At 68.8% G+C, this 10,044-nt stretch carries 20 protein-coding genes; 4 read left to right on the top strand and 16 right to left on the bottom strand.

What is annotated here, in order from left to right; translation table 11 throughout:
- Positions 1 to 17: 17 nt before the first annotated feature.
- The 9 genes from AB0P24_RS05350 to AB0P24_RS05310 all read right to left on the bottom strand — a co-directional run bounded on the left by AB0P24_RS05350 (position 18) and on the right by AB0P24_RS05310 (position 4,531).
- Complete coding sequence (locus tag AB0P24_RS05350; protein ID WP_365790869.1) at positions 18 to 425, bottom strand: hypothetical protein; 408 nt, start codon at positions 423 to 425, stop codon at positions 18 to 20.
- Positions 426 to 730: 305 nt separating this feature from the next.
- Positions 731 to 1,012 carry a hypothetical protein gene (locus tag AB0P24_RS05345; RefSeq protein ID WP_365790868.1) on the bottom strand — a complete coding sequence of 94 codons (282 nt, stop codon included), beginning with the start codon at positions 1,010 to 1,012 and terminating at the stop codon, positions 731 to 733.
- An 85-nt stretch (positions 1,013 to 1,097) separates the two neighbouring features.
- A complete protein-coding gene (locus AB0P24_RS05340) occupies positions 1,098 to 1,301 on the bottom strand; it encodes a hypothetical protein (protein ID WP_365790867.1) in 204 nt (67 codons plus the stop codon).
- The gene (locus AB0P24_RS05335) at positions 1,298 to 2,005 is read right to left on the bottom strand and encodes a hypothetical protein (RefSeq protein WP_365790866.1); all 708 of its coding nucleotides are present in this window, start codon (positions 2,003 to 2,005) and stop codon (positions 1,298 to 1,300) included. Before AB0P24_RS05335 ends, AB0P24_RS05340 begins: the two co-directional genes overlap by 4 nt.
- 150 nt (positions 2,006 to 2,155) lie before the next feature.
- Complete coding sequence (locus AB0P24_RS05330; RefSeq protein ID WP_365790865.1) at positions 2,156 to 2,857, bottom strand: DUF4352 domain-containing protein; 702 nt, start codon at positions 2,855 to 2,857, stop codon at positions 2,156 to 2,158.
- A gap of 273 nt (positions 2,858 to 3,130) precedes the next feature.
- Complete coding sequence (locus AB0P24_RS05325; protein ID WP_365790864.1) at positions 3,131 to 3,364, bottom strand: hypothetical protein; 234 nt, start codon at positions 3,362 to 3,364, stop codon at positions 3,131 to 3,133.
- Positions 3,365 to 3,726: 362 nt separating this feature from the next.
- Positions 3,727 to 3,999, bottom strand: a complete 273-nt coding sequence (locus AB0P24_RS05320; protein WP_365790863.1) for a hypothetical protein — start codon at positions 3,997 to 3,999, stop codon at positions 3,727 to 3,729.
- Positions 3,996 to 4,211 carry a hypothetical protein gene (locus AB0P24_RS05315; protein WP_365790862.1) on the bottom strand — a complete coding sequence of 72 codons (216 nt, stop codon included), beginning with the start codon at positions 4,209 to 4,211 and terminating at the stop codon, positions 3,996 to 3,998. The genes AB0P24_RS05320 and AB0P24_RS05315 overlap by 4 nt, the downstream gene beginning before the upstream one ends.
- Positions 4,212 to 4,309: 98 nt before the next feature.
- A complete protein-coding gene (locus AB0P24_RS05310; protein ID WP_365790861.1) occupies positions 4,310 to 4,531 on the bottom strand; it encodes a hypothetical protein in 222 nt (73 codons plus the stop codon).
- 105 nt (positions 4,532 to 4,636) lie between these two features.
- On the opposite strand from AB0P24_RS05310, the gene AB0P24_RS05305 reads away from it, so the two are divergent.
- The 4 genes from AB0P24_RS05305 (at position 4,637) to AB0P24_RS05290 (ending at position 5,668) form a co-directional block, all read left to right on the top strand.
- On the top strand, positions 4,637 to 4,867 hold the full coding sequence (locus tag AB0P24_RS05305; protein WP_365790860.1) for a hypothetical protein: 231 nt from the start codon (positions 4,637 to 4,639) through the stop codon (positions 4,865 to 4,867).
- Complete coding sequence (locus tag AB0P24_RS05300) at positions 4,864 to 5,118, top strand: hypothetical protein (protein ID WP_365790859.1); 255 nt, start codon at positions 4,864 to 4,866, stop codon at positions 5,116 to 5,118. Before AB0P24_RS05305 ends, AB0P24_RS05300 begins: the two co-directional genes overlap by 4 nt.
- Positions 5,115 to 5,366 (top strand): hypothetical protein, encoded by a 252-nt coding sequence (locus tag AB0P24_RS05295; RefSeq protein ID WP_365790858.1) that lies wholly within the window; start codon positions 5,115 to 5,117, stop codon positions 5,364 to 5,366. Before AB0P24_RS05300 ends, AB0P24_RS05295 begins: the two co-directional genes overlap by 4 nt.
- A 107-nt stretch (positions 5,367 to 5,473) precedes the next feature.
- Complete coding sequence (locus AB0P24_RS05290) at positions 5,474 to 5,668, top strand: hypothetical protein (RefSeq protein WP_365790857.1); 195 nt, start codon at positions 5,474 to 5,476, stop codon at positions 5,666 to 5,668.
- Here AB0P24_RS05290 and AB0P24_RS05285 read toward each other — a convergent pair.
- From AB0P24_RS05285 to AB0P24_RS05255, 7 genes are all read right to left on the bottom strand, one after another.
- The gene (locus AB0P24_RS05285; RefSeq protein ID WP_365790856.1) at positions 5,665 to 5,856 is read right to left on the bottom strand and encodes a hypothetical protein; all 192 of its coding nucleotides are present in this window, start codon (positions 5,854 to 5,856) and stop codon (positions 5,665 to 5,667) included. The two genes, AB0P24_RS05290 and AB0P24_RS05285, sit on opposite strands and share 4 nt — an antisense overlap.
- Before the next feature lie 107 nt (positions 5,857 to 5,963).
- Positions 5,964 to 6,185 carry a hypothetical protein gene (locus AB0P24_RS05280; protein WP_365790855.1) on the bottom strand — a complete coding sequence of 74 codons (222 nt, stop codon included), beginning with the start codon at positions 6,183 to 6,185 and terminating at the stop codon, positions 5,964 to 5,966.
- An 8-nt stretch (positions 6,186 to 6,193) separates the two neighbouring features.
- The gene (locus AB0P24_RS05275; protein ID WP_365790854.1) at positions 6,194 to 6,697 is read right to left on the bottom strand and encodes a hypothetical protein; all 504 of its coding nucleotides are present in this window, start codon (positions 6,695 to 6,697) and stop codon (positions 6,194 to 6,196) included.
- Positions 6,694 to 6,867 (bottom strand): hypothetical protein, encoded by a 174-nt coding sequence (locus tag AB0P24_RS05270; RefSeq protein ID WP_365790853.1) that lies wholly within the window; start codon positions 6,865 to 6,867, stop codon positions 6,694 to 6,696. Before AB0P24_RS05270 ends, AB0P24_RS05275 begins: the two co-directional genes overlap by 4 nt.
- Before the next feature lie 104 nt (positions 6,868 to 6,971).
- A complete protein-coding gene (locus tag AB0P24_RS05265; protein ID WP_365790852.1) occupies positions 6,972 to 7,133 on the bottom strand; it encodes a hypothetical protein in 162 nt (53 codons plus the stop codon).
- Positions 7,134 to 7,168: 35 nt separating this feature from the next.
- Positions 7,169 to 7,576: a hypothetical protein gene (locus AB0P24_RS05260; RefSeq protein ID WP_365790851.1), complete on the bottom strand. Its 408-nt coding sequence runs from the start codon at positions 7,574 to 7,576 to the stop codon at positions 7,169 to 7,171.
- A 208-nt stretch (positions 7,577 to 7,784) separates the two neighbouring features.
- Positions 7,785 to 9,989 carry a hypothetical protein gene (locus tag AB0P24_RS05255; protein WP_365790850.1) on the bottom strand — a complete coding sequence of 735 codons (2,205 nt, stop codon included), beginning with the start codon at positions 9,987 to 9,989 and terminating at the stop codon, positions 7,785 to 7,787.
- Positions 9,990 to 10,044: the final 55 nt, after the last annotated feature.

Below are 10,044 nucleotides of genomic sequence, written 5' to 3'. Positions count from 1 at the left end.
ACCTCCCCGTCAGGGCCCTATGCCGCCTGGGGGGTCAGCGCCGCGGTGAGCGTGGAGAGCGAGAACTGGTCCGCGGACGCCCACGCCTTCGAGGCGGTGAGCGCCACGGTGAACAGGAGCGTTCCGGCAGTCGACGCCGTCCACACCGAGATGTGGGTGAGTGTTTCGCTGGTGCCGCCGTTCGTCCACGCCGACGGTGCCGTGCCGAGGGACAGGGACGAGCCGGACGACGAGCTGGAGAACACGAAGCTGTTCCGGGTCGTCGAGCCAACGCTGACGTTGGCGGTTCCGGCCGCGCCGGGGTCGCCGGTGTGCAGCTGCACGAACGTACCGACGACAGCGGAGTATGCGGCGCCTCCGTTGCCGGTGGTGCGGAGGGTGTTGAGCCAGCCGGAAACGAGGCTGGGGGCGAGTCCTGCGGTCACTGTTCCGCCTCCTCTGTCTCGGTGCCGGCGCTGGTTTCGTCGGTTTCGGGTTGGGCGGTGGTGACCTCGCCGGAGGCTTCCAGTCGCAGCAGGTACTGGTCGGGCATGGCTGCCTCCCTGGGGGTTGCGGTCCCACCGCCCGTGACGGGGGCTCGACGGGCGGCGGGACGTCGGGGCTCGGAGTGAGCGGCCAGCCCCGGGCTGGGATGGTTGTCCGCCCCGGCTTCCCGCTGAGGGCCGGGGCGGACGGTGGGCCGAGCGCGTGGCGCTTCAAGGCCCGGCCTGCGCACCGCCGCGCAGGAGTCTCAGGCGGCGTGGGCGTGTGGGCCGCGGCTATTGGCGGCGGGGTCGGCTGGCGTGTACTTGGCGCCGCCTGCTGCTGCTTGCCGGATGGTGGGGAGGTGGAAGTATTGGCCTGCTTCGCCGTCGAGGACTGGTTCGATCTTTCCTCGGGTGACCCAGACGCGGATGGTGCCGGGCTTCACTCCTGCAGTGCGGGCGGCCTCCCACAGGTCACCGAGGTCGCGGCTGCCTGCCAGTTGGGTGAAGTGGATCTCAAGCCCGTCCGGGTTCGGGTAGGCGACCACGGCACCTCCCCGAGGTACGCGAAAGCCCCCACCGGTGTATCCACGGCGGGGGCTCCAGAAGCGTGTTGCGACTCGTGTGCCACGATCAAGCATTACGATTACAGATGGGTGTTTTTTCGTCAAGCGCTTCCGGCACCTCAGGGGTGTTGTGGATTCGCTCGACCAGGGCGTGCGTGAAGTCGTTGACGAGTTGCTCCGCGTCGCGGGGTTCGCCACCCCAGTAGGACGGGTTGTGCTCCTCGTTCAGGGCGTCGATGAGGCGCTGCCGTGTTTCTTCGAAGTTGCTCATGCTGCCACTCCTGCCGCTTCGGTGAGTACGGCTTCTTGCGCAGCCCGGAGTTCCCGCCACTCCCCGAGTGTCTCCCACCGGGCGCCGCAGCCCTCGCATCGGACGCGGTGACTGTCAGCGCGGGCGGTCAACGGCGTCCAGCACACGCCGTCGCCTACCCGCACCGGGCAGTTGCCGATCTGCACCCGGCCGGGGCGCCGCTCGTCGTTGACGAGGGCCGTGCATTCGCCGTGCAGCTTGCGGATTACGTCGATGTCCTGGCCGACCTCCTCGTAGCTGGAGCACGCCCACAGAAGGTTGTTGGTGAGGAACGCGACCAGCGCGGGCATCGACTGAGCCGGGCTGCCGCGCCAGGATGCGATCGTCCAGCCGAGAGCCTTCCGCCACGCATCCTCGATCGCCGACAGCTTGGCGGCAACACCACCAGGCGAGACAAGGTTGAGGACGTCCAGGCGGGGCGGGATCGGCGGCGTGCGACTCCCCGACGTCGGACTGCTGCCGCGGCCGGCGCCCCTCATCAACGCGGCGGTCGTGTCCAACTGCCGGAACAGGCCGGGGAGTTCGGCTATGCGGGCCGCGGTGGCGTCTTCGCAGGGCCGGCAAGCCCACCTGCCAGCTTCGGTGACCCACAGGCGGCGGTTACAGCGGGGGGTGACGCATGTCGGCCATTCGTAGCCGTCGTCGGCGGGTGCGGGGTTGTGCATGCTGGGGCTCCTCGGCGGCGGGTTCGGGAAGCGGGGCACTACTACGCCAATGGTGCACCAGGGGGTTGACAGTGGCGGTTCGATGGCGTGTGGGCGCGCAGACCAACGGCCCCGCTCAGTTGCTGGCGGGGCCGTTGGTCTGCTGTCTGGCTAGCTGATCTTCCATTCGCCGGTTTGGTCGGCGAATCCGCTGTCCATGGTGAACTGCACGGTGGCCAGCTTCGACCCCTTCGGCACCTGGAACACGATCCAGCCGAGCGCGGTGGCGCCGGGCCGTAGTTTCACTGCGGTGGACATGGATGGTCCGGCGGTGATGTCGGCGAATGTCGTCTGGAACTGCTGGCCCTTCGTGTCGGTGATCTGGGCACCGTTGGAGGGGCTGTCGCTGTAGACGGCGCTGCCGGTGTTGGCCAGCTTGAACTGCACGCCGACGAACCGGTTTCCGCTGTCGGCGGTGGTGTATTCGTCGGCCGGCTTGCCCGGATCGGCGATCTTGACGACGGTGACATCGAGTTTGCTGCCGTTCTCCATGCCGGTGACGGTGATGGTGTCGCCGGTTCGCGCTTCTTGCGGCTTCTTCTTTGCCGGGCTGGCTTTCTTGCCCACGGAGGAGGCGTTGCTGCTTGCGGCGTGGGAGGCAGGGGTGGAGGTGACGGAGTCGCTGCTGTTGCTGCCGGTGACGGCTGCGGCGACACCGATGACGATGGCGAGGCCGAGGAGGCCGGCGCAGCCGATGCCGATGATTTTCCCGGCGCCAGCACCCTTCGGCTGGGGCTGGAACGGCGGCTGCCCGTAGGGGGGCTGCGGCTGTCCGGCCCATCCGGGCTGCTGTGGTGGCGGCTGGTCGCTCATGGATCCCCCTGGGGTGTTCGCTGGCGGGTGCGAGGTGTGTGACTTGTAAAGGTGGCGTGTGGTTGCCGCTTACCGGAGAGATTCACTCGATCGTTACGAAAGCCGGGCGTCTCGCCGAAGCCGGGCATGCGTGGGGGCCGCCCCGGACGGTGGGGCGGCCCTCTCAGGTGTTGCGGATCGGGTACTGCTCGGCCACCGACGGGGCAGGCGGGGCGGTTTCGGCGGCGCCGATGATGGCGCGGGCCGCCGTCACGGACAGGGGGCGAGGCATGGTCAGTCCTCGTCTCCCTTGGCCCACACGTTCTCGTAGCGGACCCAGCGTTGCCCGTCGACGTCCCACTGCTCGACGGCGATGCGGACGACGCGGCTCGTGCCTGCCTTGACGTGCTCCTTCTCGACCTCGACTGCCCGGTAGGCGGCGGGCTTGGACCGGTGCTTGGTGTAGACGGGCGCGCCGGGGGTGGTCAGTACGAGGCGCCACGGCTGAGACGGCTTCTTCTGGGTCATGGTCAGTCCTCTCGGTTCCAGTGGTTGCGGTCGCAGCGTGCGGCGGTGGCGGGGTCTTCCTCCCACCAGTCGGCGGGCGGGCCCTCCCGTTCCGGTGAACTGTGGGCGCGGGTGGTGTGGCGATACAGTTCCTCGTCTGCCGATCCGTCGTCGACGTGCCAGACGGACGTTCGCCAACCGCACGGGCACCTACGGGAAGTCTCGGCGCTCGCTACGTGGACCGGGCGCACGCTCGCCCCGAAGGGATTCAGTTCGGAGAACTCGCCCTCGCAGTTCTCTGCCTCACATGAATACGGGTCCGCGCCTGGCTCGCTGCATCGGCAGACGGAAGGCGAGGACGCGGGTTCGGCCATGACGGGCTCCTATCGGCGGCCGGGCATGTCGGCCCAGCCGTGGGTCAGTCGGGGGTCGTGGGCGGCCAACTGTTTGTTGGCGCGTGCCAACCGCTGGTGGAGGTGACCGCCAGCTTCCATGCGGACGTCGAACGGGCTGACGGCGTGGACGCGGCAGGTGAGCAGCCGGCCCGCCTCCGCCGCTTCACCGATCGCCTGCTGGATGTGGTCGGGGAGTTGGCGGGCGATGCGGAGGGCGATGCCGTCCGGGACCGGGACACCCAGGCGCGGGAGGGCGATCATGCTGCCGCCTCCAGGTGGTGGAAGAAGCGGCCGGTGACGTCGGTGCCGGTTTCGTCGATGACGGTGATGTTCCACACGTCGCCACGGTCGCCGAGCTGGTTGATGCGCGGGGCGGCGGCATGGATGTCCCGGGAGGTGCCGTCGGTCTGGTGGGGGCCGTCGGCGGCGTCCCAGCGGAGGATGTAGAGCGGGTTCCAGTCGCGGCGGGTCATCGGGGGCTCCTCACGGGTCCGTCTTGGTGCGGGTGTGCGGTGGAACGGCGGGCCCGGCCGGAAGAGGCCGGGCCGGAAGAGGCCGGGCCGGGGGTGGGTCAGGCGGCGAGCCGAGCGGCGAGGGCTCGCAGGTCACCCATGGTGAGTCCGGTGCGGACACCGTCGCCGTAGATGCCGTTCGTGGCCTCGACCATCAGGCGGCTGTCCGACTCGTCGGCGTACACCTTGAGGACGTGCGTCAACGCCTCCAGGGCGTCGGTGGGCGCGTCGCCGTACTGCTCCATCGCCTCGCGGCGGATGCGGTCCATGGCTCGGGACATTGGGGCCTCCTCGGGGCTTTGTGTATATGCACACCGTACCCATGGTGCATATACACGGCAACCCCTATGCTGGAACTCATGCATATACACGACTACGCTGGCACAATGGCCAAGCAGAACACCGAGGGGCACACGCCCATGCGCCCGATCCGCATCCCTGACGACGAGTGGGAAGCCCTCGGTCAAGCCGTCGGCGACCGCAACCGCACCCGGCTGATCCGCGAATACATCCGGTGGCACGTCCGCTGGCCCGGCAACAAGCAACCCGAGCGTGGGCCCGAACAGATCGGTGGACCCGGCATCAGCAGCAAGAGCACTGAGGAGACGACCACATGAGCGTGTCGGCACGGGGCAGGCTGCTGGCCTACCTCCAGCAGTCGGGACTGAGCACGGCTCGGGCCGAAGCGAACCTCGACGCCTTCGCGCACGAACTGGCCGAGCAGCAACGGACGTGGGCCCTCGACTACGACGGGGCTCAGGACTCGTCTTACGACTACACGTATGCGGTCACCTTGGGAGCGAAGCTGGCAGCAGACTTGATTGACCCGTGCGCGGGCCCGGTGCACCCGGACGAGGAACCCACATGAGCAACGTTGACGACGCATTCTGGGCCCAGATCGCAGGCGACGCCAAGCGCACCATCCTCTGCGAGCCCCATCGTGTCGACGAGATCCAAGCAGCCATCGACGAGCACGGCTACGACCACCTCACCCTGCGCGCCAGCCCGTACTGCCCGCCCGGGCAACTGCTCGTGATCGACGACGCAGCGGTGGAAGCGTCCGAGCGGCAACTGATCCAGCGACTCAGGAAGGGCATCCGTTTCCACGGCGGGTAACCCACCGCATGACGAAGGCCCCGCCCGGACAACACCCGAAGCGGGGCCTCTTCGCGAATCGACCCATTCCCTCCCCGCTCCCCCACGCCGCCCGCCACAATCCGGGTATGGCGCTCAGGTTCACAGTGCAGGGCGACGACGAGCAGGAGACCGCGGCCGGGCTGCGGCTCCTCCTGGACGCCGGCCTACAGCTGGCGATGCCGCCGGTCGAGTTGACCGGGGCGCGGTGGATGGCGCGCGCTGTTCCCGGCGACACGAAAGCCCCGGCCGCAGACGACGGCCGGGGCTGTTCTGCTGTCTAGTTCGGCGGGGTGTGGTCGACGCTGGCGGCGAGGATGGCCATGGCCAGGCGCTGGCTTTCGGATCCGGCGCGGTCGCAGAGTTGGTTCGCAAGACGGTCGTCGCCTGCAGCGAGGGCCTTGCCGACGGCGTCGATCTCTTCTCCTGTGGCGATGACCTGTGGGGCGGTGTTGCGGTTGAACAGCCTCATGCGGGCTCCTTACTGGCTGCGGGTGTGGGCGAGGTGCTGGCCGAGGTTGGCGATGGTGAGCGCGGACCGGGTGGAGGGGACGCCGTGGCTGATGCTGATTCCCACGCTCAGACGTCCTTCCTGAGGTGCTTGAACCGCTTCGGGAGTCGCTTCCCGGCGTCGATGACGGCCTGGTTGAGGCGCTGGTATTCGGGGGTTTCGTGGTCGATTCGGGCGGTGGCTTCGCGGGCGGTGTTCTCGTAGAGGGCGGCTTGGGCTCGGCGGTACTCGGCGAGGGCTTCGTTCTCGGCGGCGTAGACGTCGAGTTCTGCGTCGGTGGGCTTGGGCATGGCGTCTCCTACTGGTTTCGGTTGTGGGCGAGTTCGGCGGCTTGGTCGAGGAATCGGTAGGCGAGGTAGGGGTTGCCGTGCTGGTCGTTCCAGTGGGGTACGGACTGGGCATCGCGGAAATCGCGGCGGATGGCTTCGAGGAGGGTGTCGATGGCGTCGCGGTAGGCGCGGCTGCCGCCGGGTGCGGCGACTTCGACGGCGCCCATGAGGCAGACGGCGCCTTGCTCACCGACGAGGTGGCCGCGGCACCATCCGCGCTCGCCGAGGATCCGCCGGGCCTGCCACAGGGTGGCGGCTACGGGTGTGCTGTAGGGGCAGGGGATGGTCGGGCGGACGGTGACCGGCGGGGCGTCGATGACAGGTGCGGGCTCGATGTCGATGTGGGCGGTGTTGACGGCGACGGCGACGGCGACTTCGGCGAGCCTGTGGTCGATGTAGGCGCCGGCCAGCGCGAGCCGGGTATCGAAGTCGAGGACGGGCGCGGGGGCGGGGGTGCGGGTGGCTGTGGTCATGGGCGGGCCTTGCCGTTGTCGCACTTCTCGGGGCACGGGGTGACGATCTGCTGGCCGCCGAACGCGCTGTACAGCTTGCCGTTGCCGGTGCAGCACCAGCACAGGCCGCGGGTTACGGCTTCGCTGGGTGAGAGGGGGCCGTTCTGGGCTTCCCATTCCTGGTCAGTCATGCGCGAGGGCATGATGGTGATCTCCTTGTCTGGTCTGGTGATTGGGCGGGAGGTGCGGGGCGCCCCTGGTTCGCTGGCAGGCATCGAGGGGCGCCCCGGCTGAGCTACTCGCGGTCGTCTGGGGTCTCTTTGACCGTGAGGTCGGGGACGTACTTGCGGATGCGGTCGATCCTCCACTTGGCGAAGTCGGGTGCGTTGCTGCTGAACTCGTCGAGGAACTCGCCGTCCGGCCGCTCGACGCGGTAGCGGATCATGCCGATTCCCATGGGGTTCTCCTTGCCGCCAGGGGTGTTGGGTTGGGTTAGATGCGCCAGGAGTTGGCGGGCCTGCGGGTGCGGGGGTTGGAGCCGTCGCGGACCTGCTTCCACAGGCCGCCGATCTCGGCTTCGTCGAGGACGCCCTCGTAGCCGTCGCCGAGCGGGCCGGAGACTCCTGGGCCGTCGTAGCCGATCTCGTACAGGTCCGGCTGGTTCTCGTAGACGGTGCCTTCCTGGGCGAGGAGCTGTGCGGCGCTGAGGTGGCCGGTCATCCAGTGCCCGGTGATCGGGGAACGCCAGTCGAAGGTGTGGGCGGCGTAGTGCTGTTCGGGCCGGGGGACGGGTGAGAGCTTGGCCATGGTGCGCTTGGTGTAGACGGTGGTGCCCTTGCGGATGAAGTTGTTGAGGTCGCGGGCGCCCTTCTTGGTGGGCTCCCAGGTCTTACCGGACATAAGCGATCTCCAGTCTTGTTTGTGGTGGTTTGCCGGGTGGACTTGTGGTGGTTTGCCCCCGGACGTACCCCCGGACGGGGGGTGGTCGTGACCCGGGTCGCGTCCGGGTGGCGTCCGGGGCACAAGGTCGGATGTCCGGGGTGCAGTCCGGGTGAATGTCACATTTCACCCAGGACTGTCCGGGGCAAAGCGGTATATACCGCCAGACCTAGTTACCTTCGAGGAGTTCGAGCGCGTCGGCGATGTCGGCTCGCTTGTAGCCGTTCACGCGGTTCGGGAGGCCCGGGATCGTGACCTTGACGGTTCCGCCGGCGCCACCGTCCCGCAGGAGCTCGCTGAGCCGCTCCTCGGTCATGCCGCCGCCGATGATCTCGGCCATCTCCTTGAGCTGTGCCACATCCCGGCCGAGGTCGTCCATGGCGATCAGGCAGCCCCGCAACGCGTCCATCTGCATGCGTTGCTCCGGCCGGAGGTTCAGCACGTTCCGGCCCGGCACTCCGTCGCGCTTCGGGCCGCCGGCCGCCGACGAAAGGCCGGTGGTGTTCAGGAGGTGCTTCTCGATCGGGTCGTCCCACTGCCCGGCCAGACGACCCGCAGCCTCGCGGATCTTCGCGGCCTTCTCCAGCAGCATGCTGATCTCGCCGCGCTCGTCCTCGTCCAGATCGAAGGACCGCGCCAGGTCAGTGACGCCCGCGAACGGGTTGACCAGCCAGCCGAAGCCGGGCCGCGGCGGGTCGAACTTGGACGCATCACGGCCCGCACCCGCTTGTCCGGCACCGAGGATCGCGTTGGACTGAGTGGCGTTCTCCACCCGCATCGCCCACTTGGCCCCGAGGTTCGCGGACAGGGCCTGCGGGATGACGTCGACCTCCGGATACTGGGTGATCAGCACAAGGATGATGCCCGCACCGAGAGCAACCGCGGACAGTTCGATCAGCGCCTCGGTGATTTCCTCACGCAGCGGCTTGCCGGGGCGCGTGTAGGTGGCGACCTCGTCGATGACGACGACCTCCAGGCCGCCGATCTTGTCGATGATGGGCGCGACCAGCTTGCTCTTGCCGAGGTCGTTGAGCGCGCGTTCCCGCCGGTCCTTGTCGGCAAGCAAGGCCTGGAGGAGCGCCAGCAGACGGGCCGGATCGGGCTTGAAGTAGGTCGAGGCGACGCCCGCCTTGGCGTAGGGGTTCCACTCCGCGTTCTGCTTGCCGGCAACGATCCGCAGGTTGATGCGGGGGTCGAAGCTGGCACCGACAACGAGGTTGGACGCGCCGACTCCCTTGCCGGAGCGGCTGGTTCCCGCGATGACGAACGACTGATTGTTGATCGCGAGCCGGATCGTGATGCCGCGCTTGTTCCAGCCGACGGGTACGCCGTCCTTCCAGGCGTCCAGCTGTGACGGCTTCTTGATGAGCGGCGACGGCCTGGTGGTCGCGAACGGGTCCTTGTCGGTCATCCACAGGGAGGTGCGGACCTCGGTGCCCGCTTTCTCGATGTCCACCATGGACACGTCGCGGCCGAGGGCGCCCGCGAGCTTGGGCAGCTTCTTCTTGAGTTCGGCGACGGTGGTGCGGGGCGGCAGGTCGAAGACGACAGTGGTGTTGCCGTCGCCGTCGCGCTGCGGGACTGCGAGGATCTGCAGTTGCTCGTCGCCGCGGACCTCGCCGATGGCGCGCAGCGCCTCGTCGAGTTCCTTAACCGTGAGCGCGGGCGGCGGCGGGGCGTTGAAGTCCCGCATCCCAGGCTGCGCCTCCGTCTTCACCAGGTCGACCGGGGCGGCCAGCGTCTGCGTCTCCGTGGTCGGGGCAGGTGCAGGCTGGCCGGCGTCGAAAGGGCGGGACACGAGGTACCAGCCGTATCCGGCTGCGGTGCCGAGCGCCGCGAGCAGCATGGGCTGGCCGTGGGCGGCCATTTCGATGCTGGTGCCGACGACGGACAGGGACGTGAGTCCGCCGCCGAACAGTATGGCGGCGCGTCCGGCGCGCTTGCTGTGTCCAACGTTGGCGATCTCCCGGTCGGTGGGCGGCAGCACGGGCGTGGCCTGCAACTGGGCGAGCTTGGACTCCTCAGCGGCGACGCGGGCGGCCAGTGAGGACAGGGTTCCGGCACTGACCGGCTCGCCGTTCTCGGCGCGCATCTTGGCGTGGGCGAGTTGTCCGGCCGCGGCGGCGAGGGCGCTGTTCTGGTGGGCGATCTGCTGACCGTGCTTGTCGTGCTTCCGCTTGGTGGCCGCCTGGATGAGGTCGACGGGGTCGAGGTCGCCGCCCTTGAGCCAGTCGCCGAGGCGAGCGCGTGCGTGGCCGCTCTGGGCCTGGAGGGCGGCCTTGACCTTGTCGCTGCGGGTCGGCTCGGCCACGGCGGGGGCCTCGGTGGGCATGGGCGGGATCTGCTGCTCGATGGGCTGGGCTTCGGTGGCCACGAGCCGTTCCTTCCTGGGATTGGGGGGCGGCGCCCGGGGTGGGCGCCGCCGTGGG

It is taken from the genome of Streptomyces sp. NPDC086519 (assembly GCF_040686075.1).
Classification (GTDB): Bacteria; Actinomycetota; Actinomycetes; order Streptomycetales; family Streptomycetaceae; genus Streptomyces; species Streptomyces shenzhenensis.
The sequence above is the reverse complement of the archived record's forward strand: the minus strand, read 5'-3'. Positions and strand labels throughout refer to the sequence as shown.